Annotated in this window: 26 protein-coding genes, 4 tRNA genes, 2 rRNA genes, 1 other RNA gene, 1 pseudogene and 1 other annotated feature (1 of these 35 cut by a window edge); of the genes and pseudogenes, 10 read left to right on the plus strand and 24 right to left on the minus strand. The window is 25.2% G+C overall.

What is annotated here, in order from left to right:
* The 17 genes and pseudogenes from rpoB to ung all read right to left on the minus strand — a co-directional run.
* Window positions 1-495 (minus strand): annotated as a pseudogene (gene rpoB, locus GJT91_RS02295) (DNA-directed RNA polymerase subunit beta); the annotation flags it as partial.
* Window positions 496-603: 108 nt separating this feature from the next.
* Window positions 604-969 carry a 50S ribosomal protein L7/L12 gene (rplL, locus tag GJT91_RS01585; protein WP_168868499.1) on the minus strand — a complete coding sequence of 122 codons (366 nt, stop codon included), beginning with the start codon at window positions 967-969 and terminating at the stop codon, window positions 604-606.
* A 52-nt stretch (window positions 970-1,021) separates the two neighbouring features.
* Complete coding sequence (gene rplJ / locus GJT91_RS01590; RefSeq protein WP_168868500.1) at window positions 1,022-1,510, minus strand: 50S ribosomal protein L10; 489 nt, start codon at window positions 1,508-1,510, stop codon at window positions 1,022-1,024.
* A 107-nt stretch (window positions 1,511-1,617) separates the two neighbouring features.
* Complete coding sequence (gene rplA / locus GJT91_RS01595) at window positions 1,618-2,319, minus strand: 50S ribosomal protein L1 (protein ID WP_168868501.1); 702 nt, start codon at window positions 2,317-2,319, stop codon at window positions 1,618-1,620.
* 6 nt (window positions 2,320-2,325) lie between these two features.
* On the minus strand, window positions 2,326-2,754 hold the full coding sequence (gene rplK, locus GJT91_RS01600) for a 50S ribosomal protein L11 (RefSeq protein ID WP_168868502.1): 429 nt from the start codon (window positions 2,752-2,754) through the stop codon (window positions 2,326-2,328).
* Between the two features lie 66 nt (window positions 2,755-2,820).
* The gene (nusG, locus tag GJT91_RS01605; protein ID WP_168868503.1) at window positions 2,821-3,366 is read right to left on the minus strand and encodes a transcription termination/antitermination protein NusG; all 546 of its coding nucleotides are present in this window, start codon (window positions 3,364-3,366) and stop codon (window positions 2,821-2,823) included.
* Between the two features lies 1 nt (window position 3,367).
* Window positions 3,368-3,745 carry a preprotein translocase subunit SecE gene (secE, locus tag GJT91_RS01610; protein WP_168868504.1) on the minus strand — a complete coding sequence of 126 codons (378 nt, stop codon included), beginning with the start codon at window positions 3,743-3,745 and terminating at the stop codon, window positions 3,368-3,370.
* 151 nt (window positions 3,746-3,896) lie between these two features.
* Complete coding sequence (gene tuf / locus GJT91_RS01615; RefSeq protein WP_168868505.1) at window positions 3,897-5,081, minus strand: elongation factor Tu; 1,185 nt, start codon at window positions 5,079-5,081, stop codon at window positions 3,897-3,899.
* Window positions 5,082-5,144: 63 nt separating this feature from the next.
* Window positions 5,145-7,262 carry an elongation factor G gene (fusA, locus tag GJT91_RS01620; protein WP_168868506.1) on the minus strand — a complete coding sequence of 706 codons (2,118 nt, stop codon included), beginning with the start codon at window positions 7,260-7,262 and terminating at the stop codon, window positions 5,145-5,147.
* A 159-nt stretch (window positions 7,263-7,421) separates the two neighbouring features.
* Entirely contained in the window at window positions 7,422-7,892 is a 471-nt protein-coding gene (gene rpsG, locus GJT91_RS01625; protein WP_168868507.1) for a 30S ribosomal protein S7, read from the minus strand.
* Window positions 7,893-7,955: 63 nt separating this feature from the next.
* Entirely contained in the window at window positions 7,956-8,327 is a 372-nt protein-coding gene (gene rpsL / locus GJT91_RS01630; RefSeq protein ID WP_168868508.1) for a 30S ribosomal protein S12, read from the minus strand.
* Window positions 8,328-8,385: 58 nt separating this feature from the next.
* Window positions 8,386-8,685: a sulfurtransferase complex subunit TusB gene (tusB, locus tag GJT91_RS01635; RefSeq protein WP_168868509.1), complete on the minus strand. Its 300-nt coding sequence runs from the start codon at window positions 8,683-8,685 to the stop codon at window positions 8,386-8,388.
* Window positions 8,686-8,705: 20 nt separating this feature from the next.
* Window positions 8,706-9,071: a sulfurtransferase complex subunit TusC gene (tusC, locus tag GJT91_RS01640; RefSeq protein WP_168868510.1), complete on the minus strand. Its 366-nt coding sequence runs from the start codon at window positions 9,069-9,071 to the stop codon at window positions 8,706-8,708.
* Window positions 9,071-9,466, minus strand: a complete 396-nt coding sequence (tusD, locus tag GJT91_RS01645; protein ID WP_168868511.1) for a sulfurtransferase complex subunit TusD — start codon at window positions 9,464-9,466, stop codon at window positions 9,071-9,073. The genes tusC and tusD overlap by 1 nt, the downstream gene beginning before the upstream one ends.
* A 55-nt stretch (window positions 9,467-9,521) precedes the next feature.
* Complete coding sequence (gene fkpA, locus GJT91_RS01650; RefSeq protein ID WP_168868512.1) at window positions 9,522-10,367, minus strand: FKBP-type peptidyl-prolyl cis-trans isomerase; 846 nt, start codon at window positions 10,365-10,367, stop codon at window positions 9,522-9,524.
* 156 nt (window positions 10,368-10,523) lie between these two features.
* Complete coding sequence (gene asd / locus GJT91_RS01655) at window positions 10,524-11,633, minus strand: aspartate-semialdehyde dehydrogenase (protein ID WP_168868513.1); 1,110 nt, start codon at window positions 11,631-11,633, stop codon at window positions 10,524-10,526.
* Between the two features lie 144 nt (window positions 11,634-11,777).
* A complete protein-coding gene (ung, locus tag GJT91_RS01660; RefSeq protein ID WP_168868514.1) occupies window positions 11,778-12,470 on the minus strand; it encodes a uracil-DNA glycosylase in 693 nt (230 codons plus the stop codon).
* A 136-nt stretch (window positions 12,471-12,606) separates the two neighbouring features.
* On the opposite strand from ung, the gene rpsF reads away from it, so the two are divergent.
* The 10 genes from rpsF (at window position 12,607) to trpS (ending at window position 20,744) form a co-directional block, all read left to right on the plus strand.
* A complete protein-coding gene (gene rpsF / locus GJT91_RS01665) occupies window positions 12,607-12,969 on the plus strand; it encodes a 30S ribosomal protein S6 (protein WP_168868515.1) in 363 nt (120 codons plus the stop codon).
* A gap of 51 nt (window positions 12,970-13,020) precedes the next feature.
* The gene (gene rpsR, locus GJT91_RS01670) at window positions 13,021-13,248 is read left to right on the plus strand and encodes a 30S ribosomal protein S18 (protein ID WP_168868516.1); all 228 of its coding nucleotides are present in this window, start codon (window positions 13,021-13,023) and stop codon (window positions 13,246-13,248) included.
* A gap of 44 nt (window positions 13,249-13,292) precedes the next feature.
* Window positions 13,293-13,742, plus strand: a complete 450-nt coding sequence (gene rplI / locus GJT91_RS01675; RefSeq protein ID WP_168868517.1) for a 50S ribosomal protein L9 — start codon at window positions 13,293-13,295, stop codon at window positions 13,740-13,742.
* A 49-nt stretch (window positions 13,743-13,791) separates the two neighbouring features.
* An RNA gene (ffs, locus tag GJT91_RS01680) (signal recognition particle sRNA small type) lies at window positions 13,792-13,888 on the plus strand.
* A 47-nt stretch (window positions 13,889-13,935) separates the two neighbouring features.
* A complete protein-coding gene (gene dnaX / locus GJT91_RS01685) occupies window positions 13,936-15,030 on the plus strand; it encodes a DNA polymerase III subunit gamma/tau (protein ID WP_168868518.1) in 1,095 nt (364 codons plus the stop codon).
* A gap of 139 nt (window positions 15,031-15,169) precedes the next feature.
* Window positions 15,170-17,053 (plus strand): molecular chaperone HtpG, encoded by a 1,884-nt coding sequence (gene htpG / locus GJT91_RS01690; protein ID WP_168868519.1) that lies wholly within the window; start codon window positions 15,170-15,172, stop codon window positions 17,051-17,053.
* A gap of 265 nt (window positions 17,054-17,318) precedes the next feature.
* Window positions 17,319-17,852 carry a shikimate kinase AroK gene (gene aroK / locus GJT91_RS01695; RefSeq protein ID WP_168868520.1) on the plus strand — a complete coding sequence of 178 codons (534 nt, stop codon included), beginning with the start codon at window positions 17,319-17,321 and terminating at the stop codon, window positions 17,850-17,852.
* Window positions 17,853-17,891: 39 nt separating this feature from the next.
* Window positions 17,892-18,989 carry a 3-dehydroquinate synthase gene (gene aroB, locus GJT91_RS01700; protein WP_168868521.1) on the plus strand — a complete coding sequence of 366 codons (1,098 nt, stop codon included), beginning with the start codon at window positions 17,892-17,894 and terminating at the stop codon, window positions 18,987-18,989.
* A gap of 46 nt (window positions 18,990-19,035) precedes the next feature.
* Window positions 19,036-19,701 (plus strand): ribulose-phosphate 3-epimerase, encoded by a 666-nt coding sequence (gene rpe, locus GJT91_RS01705; protein ID WP_168868522.1) that lies wholly within the window; start codon window positions 19,036-19,038, stop codon window positions 19,699-19,701.
* A 44-nt stretch (window positions 19,702-19,745) separates the two neighbouring features.
* Window positions 19,746-20,744 (plus strand): tryptophan--tRNA ligase, encoded by a 999-nt coding sequence (trpS, locus tag GJT91_RS01710; protein ID WP_168868523.1) that lies wholly within the window; start codon window positions 19,746-19,748, stop codon window positions 20,742-20,744.
* A gap of 29 nt (window positions 20,745-20,773) precedes the next feature.
* On the opposite strand, the gene crp is transcribed toward trpS, so the two are convergent.
* The 7 genes from crp to GJT91_RS01745 all read right to left on the minus strand — a co-directional run bounded on the left by crp (window position 20,774) and on the right by GJT91_RS01745 (window position 25,120).
* The gene (gene crp / locus GJT91_RS01715; protein WP_168868524.1) at window positions 20,774-21,403 is read right to left on the minus strand and encodes a cAMP-activated global transcriptional regulator CRP; all 630 of its coding nucleotides are present in this window, start codon (window positions 21,401-21,403) and stop codon (window positions 20,774-20,776) included.
* Between the two features lie 91 nt (window positions 21,404-21,494).
* Window positions 21,495-21,568, minus strand: a tRNA-Thr gene (locus tag GJT91_RS01720).
* A 33-nt stretch (window positions 21,569-21,601) separates the two neighbouring features.
* Window positions 21,602-21,675, minus strand: a tRNA-Gly gene (locus tag GJT91_RS01725).
* 43 nt (window positions 21,676-21,718) lie between these two features.
* Window positions 21,719-21,801: transfer RNA gene (locus GJT91_RS01730), tRNA-Tyr, on the minus strand.
* A gap of 60 nt (window positions 21,802-21,861) precedes the next feature.
* Window positions 21,862-21,934: transfer RNA gene (locus tag GJT91_RS01735), tRNA-Thr, on the minus strand.
* Between the two features lie 65 nt (window positions 21,935-21,999).
* Window positions 22,000-22,115, minus strand: a 5S ribosomal RNA gene (gene rrf / locus GJT91_RS01740).
* Between the two features lie 67 nt (window positions 22,116-22,182).
* Window positions 22,183-25,120, minus strand: a 23S ribosomal RNA gene (locus GJT91_RS01745).
* Between the two features lie 162 nt (window positions 25,121-25,282).
* Window positions 25,283-26,517 (minus strand) — a sequence feature (mutual gap in cmsearch alignment for this rRNA model is longer than 100); it runs 336 nt beyond the window's last position.

Below are 26,517 nucleotides of genomic sequence, written 5' to 3' on the forward strand. Positions count from 1 at the left end.
TATTTTACCCTTATCACTATCAAAAAAAACTCCAGGACTTCTATGTAATTGTGAAACAACTACACGTTCAATTCCATTTACTATAAAAGTACCATTTTGTGTCATTAAGGGTATTTCACCCATATATACTTCTTGTTCTTTTATATTTTTAATTGATAATGGTTTTGATATTTCTTTATCATAGATAATTAATTTTAATATTACTTTTAGTGAAGCTGAGAATGTCATACCTCTTGTATGACATTCTTTAACATCATAAAGAGATTTTTCTAAACGATAATTAACATATTCTAATTTAGAATGACCACTATAACTAGATATAGGAAAAATACTTTTTAATGCAGCTTCTAAACCATATTGCCCTTTATTATCTTTTTCTATAAATTTTTTAAATGAATTTATTTGGATAGAAAGTAAATATGGAATATTTAAAACTTGAGGTCTTTTTCCAAAATTTTTACGAATGCGTTTTTTTTCAGTTTGAGAATAAACCATATGGTTCCTCAGTTATCTGATAAATTAAGCAATTAAATTAGTATTATTATGAATTATAAAAAATTACTTAAATAATAAAATATTTATTATACAATAATTATTATTAGATTATTTAATCTCTATTTCGGCTCCGGAAATTTTTAATTTTGATTCTAAATCTAAAGCTTCTTCTTTATTAATAGATTCTTTTAACATTACAGGAGCAGATTCTACTAAATCTTTAGCTTCTTTTAATCCTAAGTTCATTATACTTCTAACTGCTTTTATAACAGATATTTTATTTTTTCCTATATTTTTTAAATAAACACTAAATTCAACTTGTTCTTTTATTTTTTTCTTATTATTATTATTTTCTTTATTTTTTATAACACTAGAAACACCAAATTTTTTTTCCATAGAATTTATTAATTCCATTATATCCATAATAGACATAGATTCTACAGCTTCTATTATTTGTTCTTTAGTAATTGGCATATATATTTCCTTTTAGAAAAAGAAAAATTTTTTTATTAAAAAAAGATTAAATTTATTTTAGATTTTTAATTGCAATTAAAGTTCTAACTAATTTTCCCATAGAAATTTCTTTTATGATTATTAAAAAATGTACTATAGCTTCTTTATAAGTAGGTAATTCTGCTAAAATATTAATATTTTCACTTTTTATTATTTGATTATTATATGATGCTGCTTTAATTTTAAATTTATTATCAATTTTAATAAATTTTTTAATTAAACGAGCTGCGGCACCAGGATGTTTAAGCGAATAAGCAATTAATATTGGTCCATTTATTAGTGGTTCTAAACATTTGAAATTACTATTTTTTATAATTAATTTTAATAATTTGTTTCTAATAATATTTATTACAACATTATTTTCTCTACTTTTTTTTCTTAGTTTATTTAAGTTATTAGTACAAACACCAGAAAAATTAACAATTAAGGCAGATAAGGCACAATGATTTATTTTACTTATTTTTGCAACAATCATTTTTTTTTTTTTTATATTTAATGACATTATAAGATTATTGCACTCCTAAATTTTTATAAAAAAAGAATTAAAATTATAACATAAAATATAAAATTTTTAAAAAAAATACCAAAATATTTTATTAAAATAAAAATTTAATTTATTAAATTTATACAATCTTTAGTAATATTTATGGATACCCCCATTGTAGAAGATATATATATTTTTTTTATATAATTTCCTTTTAATTGAGATGGTTTATATTTTTTCAATATTTTTAATAAACATTGTAAATTTTCTTTAATTTTATAGTTTTCAAAATTAATTTTTCCTATATTAGTATGAACAATACCATTTTTATCATTACGAAAATTTATTTGTCCATTTCGTATTTTTTTTATTGTTTTACTCATATTATTAGTTATTGTTCCTAATTTAGGATTAGGCATTAATCCTTTAGGCCCAAGAATCGGTCCTAATTTACTAACTATATCCATAGCTTCTGGAGTAGCTATAACTATATCAAATTTTTTTTCCCCATTATTAATTTTAGTTGCTAAATCAGTCATACCAATAAATTCTGCTTTTAATTTTTTTGCTTGTATTGCTTCATTCCCATCGGCAAAAACTGCTAATCTAACATAATTGCCAGTACCATGTGTTAAACAAACATTACCTCTAATATTTTGTTCTGTCTTTTTTGTATTTATTCCTAAATTTATAGCAATATCGATACTTTCAATAAATTTAACTTTACTTAATAATTTTAAATTATTAAGAGCATCCTCAATTGAAAATTGTTTTTTTAAATTTATTTTTTTATACATTAAATCCATACGTTTTTTTAATTTTATCATTATATTTTAATCCTTAATAGTTAATCCCATAGAACGAGCAGTGCCTTCTATAGATAACATAATAGATTTAATATTCATTCCTGTCATATCAACACATTTTATTTCTGCAATTTTACGAATTTGATCATGAGTAATAACTCCAATTTTATCTATATTTGGTTTGCTTGATCCTTTTTTAATTCCAATTATTTTTTTGATTATTGCAGCAGTAGGAGGAGTTTTTGTAATAAATGTAAAAGTTTTATCTATATAAACTGTAATTACTACTGGAATAGGCATTCCTTTTTCTAGATTTTTTGTTTTTATATTAAAATCTTTACAAAAAGTCATAATATTTAATCCATGTTGTCCTAAAGCAGGCCCAATTGGAGGACTAGGATTAGCATTACCAGCAGGAACTTGTAATTTTATATAAGTTTTAATTTTTTTTACCATAATATTTTCTCTAATTATTATATAATAAATATCTAAATTATCTGTAAAAACTTCTTAAATAAAAAACTATCCTTTTTCAATTTGACAAAAATTAAGATCAACTGGGGTTGATCTTCCAAAAATTGATACAGAAACTTTTAATCTACTTTTTTCATAATCTACTTCTTCTACTACACCATTAAAATCAGAAAAAGGACCATCTTTTACTCTAATCATTTCTCCTGGTTCAAATAAAATTTTTGGTCTAGGTTTATCACCAATTTTTTGTAAACGTCCTATAATAATCTTTACTTCTTTTTCACTAATGGGACAAGGATTATCAGGTGTTCCTCCTATAAATCCTAAGACTTTTGGAATACTACGTACTAAATGCCAACTTAATTCTTTCATAATCATATTAATTAATATATATCCTGGAAAAAATTTACGTTCACTTTTATATTTTTGCCCTCTACGTATTTCGATAATAGATTCAGTGGGTACTAAAATTTTACCAAAAAAATCTTCCATAGAATGGATTTTAATATATTCTTTTAATGATTCTACAATACGGTTTTCAAAACCAGAACGAGCCTGAATTACATACCATTTCTTTTTTAAAGATTTATACATATTATATCCTGGTCCCAGTTAAAAACGATATTAAATAAATTAAAAAGTTATCTAATATCCAAAGAATAATTGACATTATTATAGTAATAATTGTAATAATTAAAGTTGTTCGCCAAGTATATTTATACGTAGGCCAAATTACTTTACGAGTTTCTATGCATGTTTCATTTATAAAAATAAGTAATTTTTTACCTTTATTTGTTGATAATATGATATAACTTATTAAAGTTAATATTAAAGAAAATAATATTAAACGAATAAATAAAGATATATTTTGATAATTATAATTACATATTATAGTAAAAATTAATAAAAATAAACTAATAAACCATTTTATAATTTCTATAATATGTTTATTGATATTTTTTCTAAAATCCATAATATTGATTGTTATATTAATTAATTAAAATTTAATTATATAAATAATAAAAAATTTTTACTAATAATTTGTTAAATAATTTTTAAAATATTTAAAAAAGAATTAAAGGGAGAATTTATATATTTTCCCCTTATCTTCTTTTATATTTTATTTATTGTAAAACTTTTGTAACAACTCCAGCTCCAACAGTACGTCCACCTTCACGAATTGCAAAACGTAAACCATTGGTCATAGCTATAGGATTAATTAATGTAACAATCATATTGATATTATCTCCAGGCATAACCATTTCAATATTTGAAGGTAATTCTATAGTTCCAGTTACATCTGTTGTTCTAAAATAAAATTGTGGACGATATCCTTTAAAAAAAGCAGTATGTCTCCCACCCTCATCTTTAGATAAGATATATACTTCTGCTTCAAATTTAGTATGTGGTGTAATTGATCCTGGTTTTGCTAAAACTTGTCCTCTTTCTATATCTTCTCTTTTTATTCCTCGTAATAAAACTCCTATATTTTCTCCGGCACGTCCTTCATCCAATAATTTACGAAACATTTCTACACCAGTACAAATAGATTTAATAGTATTTTTAATACCTATAATTTCTACTTCTTCTCCAACTTTTATTATACCTCTTTCTACTCTTCCAGTAACTACTGTACCTCTTCCTGAAATTGAAAAAACATCTTCTATTGGTAATAAAAAAGGTTTATTAATTGCTCTTATAGGATCAGGAATATAGGTATCTAAATAATTTGTTAATTCTATTATTTTATTTTCCCATTTTTTATCTCCTTCTAATGCTTTTAAAGCAGATCCCTGAATAATAGGTGTAGTATCTCCTGGAAAATCATACTGTGTTAATAAATCACGAACTTCCATTTCTACCAATTCTAATAATTCTTCATCATCAACCATATCACATTTATTAAGAAAAACAAGAATATAAGGTACACCTACTTGTCTTGCTAATAAAATATGTTCTCTAGTTTGAGGCATAGGCCCATCTGTAGCAGCAACAACTAATATAGCACCGTCCATTTGAGCGGCACCTGTAATCATATTTTTTACATAATCAGCATGTCCGGGGCAATCTACATGTGCGTAATGACGGGATTTAGTATCATATTCAACATGAGAAGTATTGATAGTTATACCTCTTGCTTTTTCTTCTGGGGCATTATCAATTTGTTCAAATTTTTTTGCTGTACCACCATATTTTTTTGATAAAACAGTTGTAATAGCTGCTGTTAAAGTTGTTTTACCATGATCAACATGTCCTATAGTACCTACATTAATATGAGGTTTAGAACGTTCAAATTTTTTTTTAGACACAGAATTATATCCTTCTAAAGAAATTAAAATTTTTATAAAAAATTTTAAAATTTGATTAAAATTTTATGATTTAAATCTAGATTCAATAATTATTTTTGAAATACTATCAGGTGCTTTAGTATATTTAAAAAATTCCATAGAATATGAAGCTCTTCCTTGACTACAAGAACGTAAATCTGTAGCATAACCAAACATTTCTGATAATGGGACACAAGCACGTATAATTTTTCCAGTAGGTATATTAACCATTCCTTCTATAATTCCTCTTCTACGATTTAAATCTCCAATTATATCTCCCATATATTCTTCGGGAGTTTCTACTTCTACTTTCATTATAGGTTCAAGTAAAATAGGATTAGCTTTTTTAAATGCATTTTTAAATGCAATTGCTGCTGCAACCTTAAAAGCTAATTCAGAAGAATCTACATCATGATAAGATCCAAAATGTAATCTTATTGCAATATTAACTACAGGATAACTTGCCATAGGACCTGATTTTAATTGTTCTTGAATACTTTTATCTATAGCCGAAATATATTCATTAGGTATTACACCACCTTTTATATCATTAGTAAATGAATAACCTTCATTATTTTTACTAGATTTTAATGGAAATATATCAATTACTACATGACCGTATTGTCCTCTACCTCCTGTCTGTTTTATATATTTACCTTCTATATTTTTTACACTATTTTGTATTGTTTCTCGATAAGAAACTTGTGGTTTTCCAATGTTTGCAGCTACATTAAATTCTCTTTTCATTCTATCAATAATTATTTCTAAATGTAATTCACCCATTCCTGCAATAATAGTTTGATTTGTTTCTATATCAGTCCATGTTCTTAAAGAAGGATCTTCTTTTATTAAGCGATTTAATGCTAAACTCATTTTTTCTTGATCTACTTTAGTTGTAGGTTCTATAGCAATAGAAATAACTGGTTCTGGAAATTCCATAGTTTCGAGAATTATACAATTATTAATATTACATAATGTATCTCCTGTTGTAACATTTTTTAAACCAATAGCAGCTGCAATATCTCCTGCGTAAACTTTTTTTATTTCTTCTTTTTTATTTGCATGCATTTGTACAATTCTACCAATACGTTCTTTTTGTTTCTTAATTGGATTAAATATAGTTTCTCCATTACTAATAGTTCCAGAATATACTCTAAAAAAAGTTAAATTACCGACAAAAGGATCATTAGCTATTTTAAAAGCTAATGCTGAAAATGGTTCATTATCATTAGTGTTACGAGTAATTATATTTTTTTTATCGATATCAGATATTCCCTGAATTGGAGGTATATCTTTAGGAGATGGTAAATAGTCAATAATTGCATCTAATAATGATTGTACTCCTTTATTTTTAAATGCAGAACCACAAGTTATTAAAGTAATTTCATTATTTAATACTCTTTTTCTTAAAGAAAATTTAATTTCTTCTATAGTAAGATCATATCCATTTAAATATTTTTCTAATAATTGTTCATCTGATTCAACAGCAGATTCTATTAATTTTTGACGCCATAATTTTACTTCTTCATCCATTTCAAGAGGTATATTAGTATAATTACATTTTATTCCTTGATCTTTTTCGTTCCAATATAAAGCTTTCATTTGTATTAAATCAATAATACCAGAAAATTTATTTTCTGTACCTATTGGTAATTGTAATGGGATAGTTTCTGTTATTAAATTTTTTTGTATTTGCTTAATAACTTTTGTGAAATTAGCTCCCATACGATCCATTTTATTTATAAAAGCAATTCTAGGAACTTTATATTTATTAGCTTGTTTCCACACTGTTTCAGATTGAGGTTGTACTCCTCCTACGGCACAATAAATCATGACAACTCCATCTAATACTCTCATAGAACGTTCTACTTCAATTGTAAAATCTACATGTCCAGGAGTATCAATAATGTTAATTCTATGTTCTTTATATTGATTAAACATTCCAGACCAAAATGCAGTAGTAGCTGCTGAAGTAATAGTAATACCTCTTTCTTGTTCTTGTGCCATCCAATCCATTGTAGCAGCACCATCATGAACTTCACCTATTTTATGATTTACTCCTGTATAAAATAAAATTCTTTCTGTTGTAGTAGTTTTTCCTGCATCAATATGTGCGCTAATTCCAATATTACGATAACGTGTTATAGGAGTGATACGACTCATATTATTCCTCTATTTTATTAGATAAAAATTTTAAAATTATATTAAACATTATTTTTTAATAAAATAATAAACATTGATTTTAGCTACACATATTTTAATTAATTGATTTATTTTCATTTTAAATTAAAATTAGTTTAATTTTTTTTATAACTAAATATTTTACCAACGATAATGTGCAAATGCTTTATTAGCTTCTGCCATTCGATGTATTTCTTCACGTTTTTTAACAGCATTTCCTTTTTTTTCTATAGCATCTAATATTTCATTAGTAAGTTTTAAAATCATTGATTTTTCTTGCCTTTTTCTTGCAGCATTAACTAACCAACGCATAGCTAAAGTATTTCTTCTTATAGGTCTTATTTCGACAGGAACTTGATATGTTGATCCACCTACTCTTCGAGATTTTACTTCAACTATTGGTTTTATATTTTCTAATGCAGTTAAAAATATATCTATTTCTTTTTTTCCTAATTTTTTAGTAATTAAATTTAATGAAGAATAAACAATAGATTCTGCAATAGATTTTTTACCATCTATCATAATAATATTAATAAATTTAGCCAATAGATCTGATTCAAATTTAGTATCTGGTAATATTTTACGTTGACTAACTACTCGTCTACGTGACATAAATAACTCCATTATTTTAAAATATTTTATATAATTTGTGAATCAATAATTTTTTATTAACTATTATTTAGGTTTTTTTGTACCATATTTTGATCTTCCTTGTTTACGATTTTTTACTCCTGTACAATCTAAAGCTCCTCTAATAGTATGATATCTCACACCTGGAAGATCTTTTACTCTACCACCTCTTATTAAGATTACTGAATGTTCTTGTAAATTATGACCTTCTCCAGATATATAAGAAGTTACTTCAAAACCATTTGTTAATCTTACTCTACATACTTTACGTAATGCTGAATTTGGTTTTTTAGGAGTTGTCGTATATACTTTTATACAAACTCCTCTTTTTTGAGGACATGAATTTAAAGCAGGAACATTAGTTTTTGTAATTTTACGAATTCGATTTTTTCGGACTAATTGATTAATTGTCGACATATTATTTCCTAAATAGAAAATTTAATTAATTTTAAATTAAAATTTTTATTTTAATAAACTACCATATAATTTGTTGTTTATTTTTTATAATTAAATCTACAAATTTTGTATAATTTATACGTATAATTTGTTTTGAAATATTTAAATTCAAACCTCTAGCCAATATATCATCATTAATAGCAAATATTAATAATTTTATTTTTTTCTTAATTTTAATTATTTTTCCCATAGATTTACTATCTTTTAATCCAGCTAATACACCATCTTGTATTAAAAGTAAATCATCATGTTTATTCAAAATTTTTAATAATAAAGAAAAATTACAAGATGACGGTGAACTAAACAAGGTATATAACATAATAAATATAATTTATTTAACTAAAAATTCATAATTATATTATAATTAGCAATATTTTTTTTCCATAATATTAAATCTATTATTTTAATAGGTACAATCCAATTATTTTTTTTGTAATTTTTTATTCCTAATTCTTTTAGAGATTGTGAACAAACAAAAAAATTTTTAATATTACATAAATTTAAAATACTAAAACTTATATTATATTTTTTTAATAAAATATTTTTTGTTTGTTGATAATTTTTTATTTGTAAAATTCCATCTCCTATAAAAAATAAAGCTATATCCTCAGTAAATGAGGATATAGAAATTACGGCATCAAGTCCTTCTTTTCCAACACTATTTCCGTAAGGAGATGTTGTGAATATAAATGCTATTTTATTCATTAAAATTGAATTAATCGATCACAAGTTAATATAGATTTTGCTAATGTACTTAAAGTAGTTATTTTAAATCTATTATTAATCATATTATTTTGTTGATAATTTAGTAATTTATTTTTATCATAATCTTCTTTAATTATACCTCTTTTCTTAGCAGATGTAACACATAAATATAAATTTATATGATATTTTTTACTTAATTTTTGCCAAGAATAAATTAAATTAAATTCATCTTTATCAAATTTAATATTTTTATTAGCATTACAAACACCATCACAATAAAAAAATATACTTTGTATAAAATTCTTTTTTTGTATTGCTGCGTTAACAAATAAATATGCTGAATAAGAATTTTGTGTATTAAAAGGAGCTCCAGTAATTAATATTACAAAAATCATATAATTTTTATTTCTTCATTATATTTAATAAAATATAATACTTATTTTTTAATATCTATTTAGATACTGAAGAAAGAATATCTAAAAGTTCAATATCAAATACTAAAGTAGAATTATTTGGTATTCCTGGAATTATTTCTTTACCATAAGCTAATTTAGGAGGTACAACTAATGTAATTTTACCACCTTTTCTAATATATTTTAATCCTTCTTGCCAACCAGTCATTACTTCTTGTAAACTTATATATAATGGTTCTTGTAAAGATGAATTATCAAATATAGTTCCATCAACTAATTTTCCTTTGTATTTAATAACTATAATCATATTATTATTAGTTATTTTTTTCCCATTACCCATTTTTCTAATTTTATATATTAATCCACTTTTACTTTTTTTAGTATTTTTTTCTTTTAAAAATTTTCTAATATATTTTTTTGCATCAATATCACTTTGTTTTGCTTCTTTTTTTGTCTCTTCTATTGTATATGATTGTATACTAGCTTCAAATTTTTGAATTTGTTTATTCATTTCATCTTCAGATATTTTAACTTTATTATCTAAAACATCGGATACACCTTGAAGAATAATTTTTTTATTTAAAACTATTTTTAGTTTATCCTGTGTTTGAAATGTTCTAGCTAAATATTTACCAATAGAAACTCCTAAAGCATAAGACATTTTTTCTTGTTCATTTAATAAATAAATTTCTTTTTTATTATTTTTTAATTTTAATTTTTTCTTTATAATTATTTTTTCTTTTTTTATAATAACTTTATTTTTATTTTTACTATTCCACCAAGATGTATTTTTTAATAAAAATGCATTTACATTAGATATATTTAAACCAATAATTACAATTAATATAATAAATATTGATTTTTTTTTAGTAAAAAATTCCATTTTTGCTCCAAAGTTTTTAATAAGATTAATTGTTTAAAAATTTTAAATATATTACAACTTTTATATAAATAAGATAATAAATTATCTTATTTATATAAAATATTACTTTTAATAAATAAAAAAAACAAGTTAAAAAAACATTATTTTTAAAAAATTCTAAATTAATAGTTTTAACATTCTTCTTAATGGTTCTGCCGCACCCCAAAGTAATTGATCACCAACAGAAAACATTGAAAAACAATTTTTATCTATATTTAATTTTTTTATTCTTCCAATAGGTAAATCTAATTTACCACTAACAAAAGATGGAGTAAGATAATTAATAGTACTATTAAAATCATTTGAAATAATTTTTACCCATTTATTATGAGAATTAATAATATTTTCAATATTATTTATAGATAAATTTTTTTTTAGTTTTATTGTAAAAGATTGACTATGAGAACGTAAAGTTGCTATTCTAACACAAATACCATCTACTGGAATAATTTTATTGGCATTTAAAATTTTATTAGTTTCAAACTGACCTTTCCATTCTTCTTTTGTTTGTCCATTATCCATTTTTTTATCTATCCATGGAATTAAACTATTAATTAAAGGAACTTTAAAGTTATTTTTTGGGAAATTCGTAGAATTCATTTTATTACTTATTTTTTTTTCTATATCTAAAATATTTGTAGAAGAATCATTAATTAAATGAGATATACTTTTATAAATATATTTCATTTGAAAAACAAGCTCTTGCATAAATTTAGCGCCAGCACCTGATGCTGCTTGATATGTAGAAACGAAAATCCATTCAATAAGATTATTGTAGAACAATCCTGCCAAAGTCATTAACATTAAACTAACAGTACAATTTCCACCTACAAAAGTTTTAATTCCCATATTTAATTTTTGTTCTATTAATTTAAAATTAACAGGATCTAATACAATAATAGTATTTTTTAATGTTCTTAAAATTGATGCTGCATCTATCCAATAACCTTTCCAACCTATTTTTCTTAATTTATAATAGATCTTATTTGTATAATTACTACCTTGACATGTAATAATTATATCTAATTGAGATAATATTTCAAAATTATAAGCATCTTGTAATTTCATATTTTTATTTTTTAAATCTGTAAAAGGAATAGATTTTCCATACTGAGAAGTAGTAAAAAAAATAGCATTAATATTATCAAAATCTCTTTTTTTCATCATTCTATTAATAAGTACAGATCCTACCATACCTCTCCAACCTATAAATCCAACATCTTTCATTATTATACCTTATAAATAATTATTTTATATATTTACTTATTGTTAAATAAAATATTTATATATGATATTATCAGTTTTAAATTTTAAAAGAATTATAAAATATAATTTTTTTATAGATTTATTATTAATAATAAAATAAAAATTTTAATTTTTTTTAAAAATTATTTTATTTATATTCCAATTAATTGGTTTTTTTTTATGAAAAATAAGATATTTATTTGTTTTTGAAAAATGCTTACAAAAATAAAATCCTTTATAAAAGGATAAAGGTGATGGATGAGATGAAGTTAATATTAAATTTTTTTTTATTAAAATAGATTTTTTTTTTGCATATGATCCCCACAATAAAAATACAATATTATTATAATTTGAATTAATTATTCTTATTACATTATCTGTAAATTTTTCCCAACCAATATTATAATGAGATCTAGGTTGTCCTTTTATAACTGTTAAAATACAATTTAAAAGCATTACACCTTCATTAACCCAATCGATTAAATATCCATGTTTAGGAATAATAAAATCTGATATATCAAATTTTAATGCCTTATATATATTTTTTAATGTAGGAGGAATTTTTACATTTGGCATAACTGAAAAAGCTAAACCATTTGCTTGATTATAACCATAATATGGATCTTGTCCTAAAATAACTACTTTTAGTTTATTAAAATTTATTTTATTAAAAATATGAAAAATATATTTTTTTTTAGGATAAATAATTTTATTATTTATAATATCTATGTTAATTTTTTTTATTAATTTTATAAAATAATCTTTTTTTTTTTCTTTTTTAAAAAAATTTTCCCATATAATATCTTTATTTTTAATCATAATATATAATAAATTCTAAGTATACAGTTATATTATTAATAAATAATTATTTTATATTAATAAAGAAAAAATTTTTATTTTATCCTTGTTTTTAACATTTATTTAAAAACTAACTATCCATAAGGAAAAAATACAAGTGAAATATTATGAAATAGTATTAATGATAAATCCAGATCAAAGTGATCAAGTAAATAATATCATCAAATATTATAAAAAATTTATTTATAAAAATAAAGGATTAATTTCTAGATTTGAAGATTGGGGGAGAAGACAATTGTCTTATCCTATATTTAAATGGCACAAAGCGCATTATGTATTAATAAATATACTATTAAAAAGTAATCTAATAAAAGATATTGAAAAAAGTTTAAGAATTAATGAAAATATTATAAGATATCTTATAATAAAAACAAAAACAGAAAGAACAAATATATCTTATATTTTAAAATCTAAAGATGAAAGTCAAGAAAAACGAAATGATGTTATAAAAACAATATAAATTTATTTATAAAATAATTAATATATATTTAACAAATTTTGGAGTTATATAATGATACGTTATTTTCGTCGTCGTAAATTTTGTCGTTTTACTGCAGAAGGAGTTAAAGAAATTGATTATAAGGATATAAATGTTTTAAAAAAATTTATTACTGAAAGTGGAAAAATAGTACCCAGTAGAATTACTGGTACTAAAGCAAAATATCAACGTCAACTTGCTAAAGCTATAAAATTAGCAAGATATTTATCTTTAATATCATATACTGATCATCATAAATAAATTTATAAAAAATATTATTTTTAATTAGTAAAGAGTATTAAATAATGAAAATTATTTTATTAAATTCTATTCCTGGTTTAGGAAAAAAATCTCAAATTATAGAAGTAAAACCTGGATATGCTCGTAATTTTTTAATACCTAATAATAAATGTATCTCTGGAACAAAAATTAATATTAATCTTTTAAAACAAAAATTATTAGAAAAAAAATCTCAATTATTAAGTATTTTAGATAATGCTAAATTGAGATTAAAAAAATTTAATTGTATAAAAAAAATAGTAATTAAAGCAAAAGCAGGTAAAACAGGTAAATTATTTGGTTCAATAGGTAGAAATGATATTTTAAAAAAAATAAAAGAAATAGGATTTAATATTTCAAAAAAGGAAATAAAATTACCTAAAGGATCTTTAAAACATATAGGTAATTATAATATTATTTTTCAATTTCATAAAAAAATTTTAATAGAGAAAATAGTTAGTATAATAAATAATTAATAATTAATAAATTGACTAATTAGAAAAATTAATTATAATTATATGTAGAGTATGATTATTTCCGCAATATTATTTTGTAAACCCAGTCAGGTCTGGAAAGAAGCAGCTGTAGCAAATTTAATATGTGTAAAAAATAATCATACTCTATTAGATTTTTAAATTTTAATTATATATAATAAATTTTTACAATAAAATGAATTCTCATGTTTTAGCAACAAAATGGCGTCCACAATCATTTGATGATGTTATTGGTCAAGATTCTACAGTACAAGCTATAAGAAATAGTTTATCTACTAAAAAAATTCATCCTGCTTGGATATTATCAGGTAGTAGAGGTGTAGGAAAAACAACAATAGCAAGAATATTTGCAATGGGCTTGAGTTGTATAAAAGGTATAACTAAAAATCCATGTGGTTTATGTGAGATTTGTATAGCTATAAAAAAAAATTCTTTTTTAGATTTAATTGAATTAGATTCTGCATCTAAAACTAAAGTAGAAGATATTAGAGAAATATTAGAAATAATTTATTATCCTCCAGTTAAAGGAAGATATAAGATATATATCTTTGATGAATTTCATATGTTATCCAAACATAGTTTTAATGCATTATTAAAAATTTTAGAGGAACCTCCAGAATATATAAAATTTATATTTGCAACAACAGAGTTACAAAAAATACCTATCACTATTAAATCTAGATGTTTACAATTTAATTTAAAATTAATTAAAAAAGATTTAATTTTTAATCAGTTGAAAAAAATTTTAAATAAAGAAAATTTACAATATGATATAGAAGCAATAAATATTATATCAAAAACGGCAAATGGAAGTATGCGTGATGCATTAAGTTTAATAAATCAATTAATATCTATGGGTTCATTAACAATTAATAATGTTTCCTTAATGCTGGGATTAATTGAAAAAAAATATTTATTTTTATTATTATATAATTTAAAAAATAAAAAAAATAATTTTGTTTTAGATTTAATTCATAAAATATCTGTTTTTGATATTAATTGGGAAAATATAATAATAGAAATTATGATTTTAATACATAATATATTAAAAATTAAAATTTTAAAAAAAAATTCTCAATATTGTTTAAAAAATTCAGATTTTGATAATAACATAAAATTTTATAAAAAAATTTCTAAAAATTATTCTGAACAAGAATTAAAATTTTTATATAATATTTTTAGTAAAGGTAAAAAGAATTTATATCTTTCTCCAAGTCCTAAAATAGGATTTGAAATGATTATATTAGAAATAATAATTTATTTTAATTAAAATTATACAAATTTAAAATAATAAATAATAATAAATTAATATTAAAATTTAATTTTAAAATAATTAAAAATAATATTGAATTTTTATAAATAAAAATATATATGTTTTATATTCACATATAAATAAGAGAAAAATATTTATGCAAAAAAAAGAAACTTTAAATTTTCAATCTGAGGTAAAACAATTATTACATTTGATGATACATTCTCTATATTCAAATAAAGAAATCTTTTTAAGAGAATTAATATCTAATGCTTCTGATGCAATTGATAAATTAAAATTTAAAACTTTATCTAATCCTGATTTATATGAAAATAATTCAATATTAAAGGTACAAATTTCTATAAATAAAAAAAAAAGATTAATTATTATTAGTGATAATGGAATTGGTATGACTCGTAAAGAAGTCATTAATAATTTAGGTACAATAGCAAAATCTGGAACTAAAGATTTTATTAAATCTTTAAATTTATCTTTAGATAAAAAATCAGAAAAAACTTCACAATTAATAGGTCAATTTGGTGTTGGATTTTATTCTGCTTTTATAGTTTCTGATAAAGTTTCTGTTAAAACAAGAGCAGCTGGAATACCTATTAACCAAGGAGTATTTTGGGAATCTACAGGAGAAGGTAATTACCAAGTTTCTAATATAAAGAAAGAACTTAGAGGAACTGAAGTTATTTTACATATTCGTTCTAAAAATGATGAATTTTTAGATACATGGCGTATAAAAGGAATAATTAATAAATATTCAGAATATATTGCTTTACCTATAGAAATTGAAATGTATAACGAAAAAGAAAAAAATTTTTTTTGGGAACAAATTAATAAAGCTCAAGCTATTTGGTTACGTAATAAAACTAATATTAGTGATAAAGAATATAAAGAATTTTATAAACAATTAACATATGATAGTACTGATCCAATTATTTGGAGTCATAATCATGTTGAAGGAAAACAAGAATATATTAGTTTATTATATATTCCTTCAAACGTTCCATGGGATATACGTAATCGTGATTATAAAAATGGATTAAAATTATATGTACAAAGAGTATTTATTATGGAAGATGCAGATCAATTATTACCTAAATATTTAAGATTTATAAGAGGTTTAGTTGATTCTAATGATTTACCTTTAAATATTTCAAGAGAAATTTTACAAAAAAATAATATCATTCGTAATATGAAGTTAACATTAACAAAAAAAGTTCTTAATATGTTAACAAGTCTTACAAAAATAAAAAATATATATAATAATTTTTGGAAAAAATTTGGTTTAATTTTTAAAGAAGGACCTGCTGAAGATGTAAAAAATAAAGATATTATTATTAAATTATTACGTTTTTCATCTACATATAATGATAATGATGAACAAAATGTATCTTTAGAAGAATATTCTAAAAGAATGATTAAAGGACAAAAAAAAATATATTTTTTAACATCAGATAATTATATTTCGGCAAAAAGTAGTCCACATTTAGAATTTTTTTATAAAAATAGTATTGAAGTATTATTATTAACAGATCATATTGATGAATGGATGATGAGTTATGTAACAGAATTTGAAGGTAAAATTTTTCAATCAATCAGCAAAGAAGATGATTCATTAAATGAATTTATTAAAAATAATGATAATTCTGACCAAAATAAAATAGAGGATAAATTTAAACCTTTTTTACAAAAAATACAAAACTTATTAGGTAATAAAATAAAAAAAGTAAAACTAACAAGTAGATTAATTAATTCTCCTGCTATTGTTACTACAGATGTAAATGAAATGAGTACTCAAATGGCAAAATTATTTACTGCTGCAGGACAAAAAATTCCAGATATAAAATATAATTTTGAATTAAATCCTAATCATATTTTAATAAAAAAAATTTTAATAATAAAAGATGAAAAATATTTTTCTGAATTTATTAATTTATTATTAGAAGAAGCTATTTTAGCAGAAAAGGGTACTTTAGAAAATCCGAATAAATTTATTAATCGAGTAAATTCTTTTTTATCTAAAATATAAAAATTCCTATAGGTAAGATAATTAAATCTTAAATTATCTTATCTTATTTTTTTTATAAAATAAATTAAATTTTTATTTTAAGTTTGTTTTATTTATTTTAATTATATATATTTTAAGTTAAAATATTTATAGTTAGATTAAATTATATTAAAATTTATTATTTTAATAAATTTTAAAAATATTTTATAAAAAAATATATATCTTATTTTTTTTAATAAAAAAATAAGAATTTTATTCACAACTAAATAACTAATTTAATAAAAAAATGGCAGAAAAAAGAAATATATTTTTAATAGGCCCTATGGGAGCTGGAAAAAGTACAATTGGACGTCATCTTGCAAATTTATTAAAAATGGAATTTTTTGATTCAGATCAAGAAATTGAACGTCGTACAGGAGCCGATATAAATTGGGTATTTGATGTAGAAGGTGAAACAGGTTTTAGAAAACGTGAAAAAAAAATTATTAATGAAATAACTCAAAAACAAGGAATTATATTAGCAACCGGAGGAGGATGTATTCAATCAAAAGAAACTAGAAAATTTTTATCTTCTAGAGGTATTGTAGTTTATCTTAAAACAACTATAGAAAAACAATTAAGCCGTACAAAAAGAGATAAAAAACGTCCTTTACTTAATATTACTAATAATCAAAATCAATCAGCTAAAGAAATTTTAAATAATTTAGCTAAAAAAAGAAACCATTTATATAATGAAATAGCTGATATTATAATTAAGACAGATGAACAAAGTGCAAAAATTGTAGCTAATCAACTTATTAAATTATTAGAAAAAAGTTAATTTTATTAATATTATAAAAATTAAAGGATAATATTATTTATGGGAAAAACTATTTTAGTTACAACAAAAAAACACAATTATCCTATTATTATAGATTTTAATTTATTTGATACATCATTATCTTTTTCTTTCTTAAAAAAAGGGGATAATGTTATGATTGTAACCAATAAAATAATTTTTTCCTTATATTTTAAAAAAATTTTTAATCAATTAAATAATATTGGTGTTAAACTAAATTATGTTATTCTTCCAGATGGTGAAAAATATAAAACATTAGTAACAGTAAATATTATTTATACAGCACTAATTAAAAATTTATATAATAGAGATACTACTTTAATTGCTTTAGGCGGAGGTGTTATAGGTGATATAACTGGATTTGCAGCATCAAGTTATCAAAGAGGAGTAAAATTTATACAGATACCTACAACTTTATTAGCACAAGTAGATTCTGCTGTAGGAGGTAAAACAGCGGTAAATCATGTATTAGGAAAAAATATGATAGGTAGCTTTTATCAACCTAATTGTGTAATAATTAATTTAAGTTGCTTATATACTTTATCTAAAAGAGAATTTTCTGCTGGTATGGCTGAAGTTATAAAATATAGTATTATTTTTGATAAAAATTTTTTTTATTGGCTAGAAAATAATATTAATAATTTATTTAATTTAGATAAAACATCTATACTTTATTGTATTAGTAAATGTTGTAATTTAAAAGCTAAAATTGTTTATGAAGATGAATATGAAAAAAACAAAAGAGCATTATTAAATTTAGGACATACTTATGGTCATGCTATAGAATCAAGATTAGGATACGGTAAATGGTTACATGGTGAAGCTATTTCAGTTGGTATTGTTATTGCTGCATTAACTTCAAAACAACTAAATTTGCTTAATAATAAAGAAATAATAAGAATTATAAATTTATTAAAAAAATGTAATTTACCAATTAAAGGACCAATAAATATGAATGATAAACAATATTTAAAATATATATACAGAGATAAAAAAATAAATAAAAATAAAATTAATGTTATTCTACCGCTTAGAATTGGGAAAACAATTATATATAAAAATATTTCTGAAAAAATTATTTCTAATGCTATTAATGAAAATAAAAATTTAATTATTTAAAATATTTATTTTACTTTATTATTAAATTTTATTATAAATTTTAAAAATGAAAAAATTTTTAATTGCAGCTTCTATTTTATCAGCTAATTTTGCATTCTTAGGAAAAGAAATTTCTAATGTAATCAAAGCAGGAGCAGATATTATTCATTTTGATGTTATGGATAATCATTATGTTCCTAATTTAACAATAGGTCCTTTAGTATTAAAATCTTTAAGAAATTATGGTATTAAGTCAATAATTGATGTACATTTAATGACAAATTCTGTGGATAATTTAATAATTGACTTTGCAACTGCAGGAGCTGATATTATTAGTTTTCATCCAGAAAATTCTAATCATATTGATAGAAGTATTTCTTTAATAAAAGAATATGGTTGTAAGGCAGGGTTAGCGTTAAATCCTTCTACTTCTTTAAATTATTTAGATTATTTAATTAATAAGTTAGACATAATATTAATTATGTCAGTTAATCCTGGTTTTGAAGGACAAAAATTTATAAATTATATTTTTAATAAAATTAAAAAAGTTAAAAAAATTATTAATAAAAATCAAAAAAATATTTTATTAGAAGTTGATGGAGGGATAAATACAAATAACATAAATCAAGTAGCTATTTCAGGAGCAGATATATTTGTTATAGGTTCCGCTATTTTTAAAAGTTTATTATCATATGATGAAACAATAAAGAATATAAAAAATTCTATCAAATAAAATTATTTTAAAAAATAGTAGTTATTTTTAAAAGATAAAAAATTATGAAAAAAAAAAAAATAGTATTCAGCGCAATTCAACCAACTGGATTACCAACTATTGGTAATTATATTGGAGCTTTAAGTCAATGGAAAAAATTACAAAAAAAATATTTTTGTATTTACTGTATAGCTGATTTACATGCTTTAACTATATATCAAAAAAAATATATTTTAAATAAAAATATACTCGATACTTTATCAATATGTTTAGCTTGTGGTATTAATCCAAAAAAAAATATTATTTTTATACAATCTCATGTTCCTCAACATTCACAATTAAACTGGATTTTAAATTGTTTTACTAATTTTGGAAAACTAAATAGAATGAATCAATTTAAAGAAAAAAAGAATTTGAACCAAAATATAAATGTTGGTTTATTTAATTATCCAGTATTAATGGCTGCAGATATATTATTATATAAAACAAATAAAGTTCCTATAGGTAGAGATCAAATCCAACATATTGAATTAGTTAGAAATATTGCTCATAAATTTAATAATATTTATGGAGATATATTTAATATTCCTGAAAAAAAATTAAATAATTATGGTTCATGTATTACATCTTTATTAAATCCTGTAAAAAAAATGTCAAAATCTGATCCTAATAAAAATAATATTATTAGTTTGTTTGATAATGATATTATTATTAGAAAAAAAATTAGTAATGCGATTACTGATTCTGATTTTCCTCCTAATATTCAGTACAATTTATATAAAAAACCAGGTATTTCTAATTTAATTAGTATATTATCAAATATAACAGGAGATTCCATAAAACAAGTAGAATTAAATTTTATTAATAAGAATTATAATAATTTAAAAGAATCCGTAATATATAATTTATGTATATTTTTAAAAAATTTAAGAAAAAGATATGATTTTTATAGAAGAGATGAAGTATATTTAAAAAATATAATGATTAATGGAGCAAAAAAAGCTAAAAAAAACGCTAAAATAACATTAAAAAGTGTATATGATGTTTTAGGTCTTAATTTTTAATAAAAAAATTTTTTTATTATTAGATTTTTTTATCTAGTACCATATACTACTATAGTTTTACCATGAGCATAAATTAAATTACGGTTTTTAAGAATTTTAAGTGTACGTCCAACGGTTTCTCTTGAACAACCAACTATTTTTCCTATTTCTTGACGAGTTATTTTTATTTGCATACCATCTGGATGAGTAATTGCTTCTGGTGATTTAGCTAAATTTAATAAAGTTTCAGATATTCTATCAGTAACATCTAAAAAAGCTAAATTACTTACTTTTTTACAAATATTTTGTAATTTATCAGCAAGTTGTAAAGAAATTTTCATGAGAATATTTTTGTTAATTTTAATTAAATTAAAAAAATTTTTATAGGAAATTTTTGCTAATTCACATTCTGTTTTTAATTTTACTACTGTAATTTCTTTATAAATATTATAAAAAATACCTAATTCACCAATAAAATTTCCTGAACTTAAATAATTTAATATAATTTCTTTACCATTTTTATTTTTAATAGAAATTACAATGATTCCCTTTAAAATATAATATAAATTTTTAGAAATATCTCCTTGTTTAATTAAAATTATCTTAGAGGGGTATTTATTAATATGACAATAAGAAAGAAACCATTCTAAAGTAGAATCTTTTTGTAACTTAAAAATCATTGGTAATTATCCTTCTATTATCTATGTATTATATAAACTTTATATTTAAAAAAAAATTTTTATTTATTTAAAATTTTTTTTAAATATAAAATGCTGATACCCAGAATTGAACTGGGGACCTCATTCATACCAAGAATGTGCTCTACCTTTCTAAGCTATATCAGCTAAAATATTATGAATTTATTTTTTTAAAAAAATTGGAGCAGGCAGCGGGAATCGAACCCGCATTTCCAGCTTGGAAGGCTGAAGTAATACCATTATACAATGCCTGCAATATATATTATGAAATATTTTTAAAAAATATTTAATTTTTTTTGGTGGGAGAAGGATTTGAACCTACGAAGTCTTAAGACGACAGATTTACAGTCTGTTCCCGTTAACCACTTGGGTATCCCACCATTTATTTAATCAAAATATTTTTTAAAAATATTTTATTTATATAATAAAAAGTTATATTTTGCCGGCTACCGGGGTCGAACTGGTGACCTACTGATTACAAGTCAGTTGCTCTACCATCTGAGCTAAGCCGGCATTTATTAAAAAATAAAAAATTTTCTTATAAAAAAAAATAAATTTTTTATCTTATAATAAAATTATCCTGGTATTTTCCTACTCTTACATGAGGAGACCTCATACTACCATCGGCACTATAATGTTTCACTTCTGAGTTCGGAATGGATTCAGGTGGTACCATTACGTTATTTATACCAGGAATTTTTACTTATAAATATTATTAGATTAAATTAATATTAAAAAAATCTAAACGATTCTGGTGTTGTAAGGTTAAGACTCACGGGTGTTTATTAGTACTGGTTAGCTTAACATATTACTATGCTTACACATCCAGCCTATCAACGTCATAGTCTTTAACGTCCCTTAAGGAATTTTTACAAATAATTAATAAAAATTCAGGGAAGATTAATCTTAAGGTAAGTTTCGCACTTATATGCTTTCAGCGCTTATCTTTTCCGTATTTAGCTACCGGGCAATGCCATTGGCATGACAACCCGAACACCAGAGATACGTTCACTCCGGTCCTCTCGTACTAGGAGCAAATCCTTTCAATCTTCCAACGCCCACGACAGATAGGGACCGAACTGTCTCACGACGTTCTAAACCCAGCTCGCGTACCACTTTAAATGGCGAACAGCCATACCCTTGGGACCTACTGCAGCCCCAGGATGTGATGAGCCGACATCGAGGTGCCAAACACCGCCGTCGATATGAACTCTTGGGCGGTATTAGCCTGTTATCCCCGGAGTACCTTTTATCCGTTGAGCGATGGCCCTGTCATATAGAACCACCGGATCACTAAGACCTGCTTTCGCATCTGTTTGAATTGTCATTCTCACAGTTAAGCCAGCTTTTGCCTTTGTACTAACCTCACGATTTCCGACCGTGATTAGCTGACCTTAGTACTCCTCCGTTACTCTTTAGGAGGAGACCGCCCCAGTCAAACTACCCACCAGACACTGTCTCTAACCCGGATAACGGGTTTAGGTTAGAATAATAAATATTAAAGGGTGGTATTTCAAGGTTGACTCAATACCAACTGGCGTCAATATTTCATAGTCTCCCACCTATCCTACACATTAATATTAATTATTCAATATCAAGCTATAGTAAAGGTTCACGGGGTCTTTCCGTCTTGCCGCGGGTATACTGCATCTTCACAGCAATTTCAATTTCACTGAGTCTCGGGTGGAGACAGTCTGACCATCATTACGCCATTCGTGCAGGTCGGAACTTACCCGACAAGGAATTTCGCTACCTTAGGACCGTTATAGTTACGGCCGCCGTTTACCGGGGCTTCGATCAAGAGCTTCTTAATAAATAATAACTCTTTCAATTAACCTTCCGGCACCGGGCAGGCGTCACACCGTATACGTCCACTTACGTGTTTGCACAGTGCTGTGTTTTTAATAAACAGTTGCAGTCAGCTATTATCTTAGACTGATTTCAGCTCCAAAAGTAAATTTTTTCACTTACAATCAGCGTGCCTTCTCCCGAAGTTACGGCACTATTTTGCCTAGTTCCTTCACCCGAGTTCTCTCAAGCGCCTTAGTATTCTCTACCTGACCACCTGTGTCGGTTTAGAGTACGATTCAATATTATTTATAGCTTAGAGGTTTTTCTTGTAAGCATGGTATCAATTACTTCATACAGTAAAGTATTTCGTCATTACGCCTCAATGTTAATAATTATTCGGATTTTCCTAAATAATTCACCTAAACGCTTAAACCAAGACAACCATCACCTGGATAACCTAACCTTCTCCGTCCCCCCTTCGCAAATAATACCAAGTACAGGAATATTAACCTGTTATCCATCGACTACGCTTTTCAACCTCATCTTAGGAATCGACTTACCCTACCCCGATTAACGTTGGATAGGAACCCTTAGTCTTTCGGCGAATAGGTTTTTCACCTATTTTATCGTTACTCATGTCAGCATTCGCACTTCTGATTTCTCCAATAAATTTCACAATTTATCTTCAACAATTTACAGAACGCTCCCCTACCCAATAAATAATTTATTTATTTATTGTCGCAGCTTCGGTGTATAATTTTAGCCCCGTTACATCTTCCGCGCAGGATGACTAGACCAGTGAGCTATTACGCTTTCTTTAAATGATGGCTGCTTCTAAGCCAACATCCTGGCTGTTTATGCCTTCCCACTTCGTTTCCCACTTAATTATAACTTAGGGACCTTAGCTAGCGATCTGGGTTGTTTCCCTTTCCACAACGGACGTTAGCACCCGCTGTGTGTCTCCCGTGATAACATTATTCGGTATTTGAAGTTTGCATCGGATTGGTAAGTCTGGAAGACTCCCTAACCGAAACAGAGCTCTACCCCCGAATATGAATTACACGAGGCGCTACCTAAATAGCTTTCGGGGAGAACCAGCTATCTCCCGGTTTGATTGGTCTTTCACCCCTAACCACAAGTCATCCGCTAATTTTTCAACATTAGTCGGTTCGGTCCTCCAGTAAGAATTACCAAACCTTCAACCTGCTCATGGTTAGATCACCGGGTTTCGGGTCTATATCTTGCAACTAAACGCCCTTTTAAGACTCGGTTTCCCTACGGCTTCCTTATACAGTTAACCTTGCTACAAAATATAACTCGCTGACCCATTATACAAAAGGTACGCAGTCACATTTTTTACAAAATGCTCCTACTGCTTGTACGTATATGATTTCAGGTTCTATTTCACTCCCCTAACCGGGGTTCTTTTCACCTTTCCCTCACGGTACTAGTTCACTATCGGTCAGTCAGTAGTATTTAGCCTTAGAGGATGATCCCCCTATATTCAAACAAGATTTCACGTGTCTCGTTCTACTCTTTGAAACTATAATTAGTATATTTTAACATACGAGACTATCACTCTGTATCGTATATCTTTCCAGATATTTCTGCTAATATAATAAATACGTATGTTTCTGGGCTATTTCCTTTTCGCTCGCCACTACTAAGAAAATCTCTATTGATTTCTTTTCCTCAGGATACTTAGATGTTTCAGTTCTCCTGGTTTGCTTCGTTATCCTATGTATTCAAATAACGATAATATATAGTTAAATATATTAGGTTTCCCCATTCGGACATCATCGATTAATAATGTTTCAAATCAACTCATCGATGCTTTTCGCAGATTAGCACGTCCTTCATCGCCTCTGACTGCCAAGGCATCCATCATATACGCTTATTTACTTAACCTTACAACCCACAATCGTTTATAAAAAATTTAATATTAATTTATAAAAATTAATAAATTTTTAAATTTTTTTAAAAGATAATTACCTAATTTTTAAAGAACAATAACTTAAATTAAAATCTAAAAAACTTTTAAGGGCACTCTTTTTTAGAGTGTACTATAGTAAAGGAGGTGATCCAACCACAGGTTCCCCTACGGTTACCTTGTTACGACTTCACCCCAGTTATGAATCACAAAGTGGTAAGCGCCCTCCGAAAATAATGGTTAAGCAACTTACTTCTTTTACAACCCACTCCCATGGTGTGACGGGCGGTGTGTACAAGGCCCGGGAACGTATTCACCGTAGCGTTCTGATCTACGATTACTAGCGATTCCGACTTCATAGAGTCGAGTTGCAGACTCCAATCCGAACTAAGATATATTTTGTGAGATCCGCTCACTCTTACGAGGCTGCTTCTCTTTGTATATACCATTGTAGCACGTGTGTAGCCCTGGTCGTAAGGGCCATGATGACTTGACGTCGTCCTCACCTTCCTCCGGTTTATCACCGGCAGTTTCCTTTGAGTTCCCAGCTTAAACTGATGGCAACAAAGGACAAGGGTTGCGCTCGTTGCGGGACTTAACCCAACATTTCACAACACGAGCTGACGACAGCCATGCAGCACCTGTCTCATGGTTCCCGAAGGCACTTAAATATCTCTATTAAATTCCATGGATGTCAAGACCAGGTAAGGTTTTTCGCGTTGCATCGAATTAAACCACATGCTCCACCGCTTGTGCGGGCCCCCGTCAATTCATTTGAGTTTTAACCTTGCGGTCGTACTCCCCAGGCGGTCGACTTAACGCGTTAGCTACGAAAGTTATAAGTCAAGCTTACAACCTTCAAGTCGACATCGTTTACAGCATGGACTACCAGGGTATCTAATCCTGTTTGCTCCCCATGCTTTCGCACCTGAGCGTCAGTATTCGTCCAGGGGGTCGCCTTCGCCACTGGTATTCCTCCAGATATCTACGCATTTCACCGCTACACCTGGAATTCTACCCCCCTCTACGAAACTCAAGTTAATTAGTTTCAAATGCAGTTCCTAAGTTAAGCTTAGGGATTTCACATCTGACTTAATTAACCGCCTACGTGCTCTTTACGCCCAGTAATTCCGATTAACGCTAGCACCCTCCGTATTACCGCGGCTGCTGGCACGGAGTTAGCCGGTGCTTCTTTTACAAGTAACGTCAATAATAAAATATATTAGATTTTATCTTTTCTTTCTTGTTGAAAGTACTTTACAACCCGAAGGCCTTCTTCATACACGCGGCATAGCTGCATCAGGCTTTCGCCCATTGTGCAATATTCCCCACTGCTGCCTCCCGTAGGAGTCTGGACCGTGTCTCAGTTCCAGTG

The sequence above is a fragment of the Enterobacteriaceae endosymbiont of Donacia semicuprea genome (assembly GCF_012570535.1).
Taxonomy (GTDB): Bacteria; Pseudomonadota; Gammaproteobacteria; order Enterobacterales; family Enterobacteriaceae.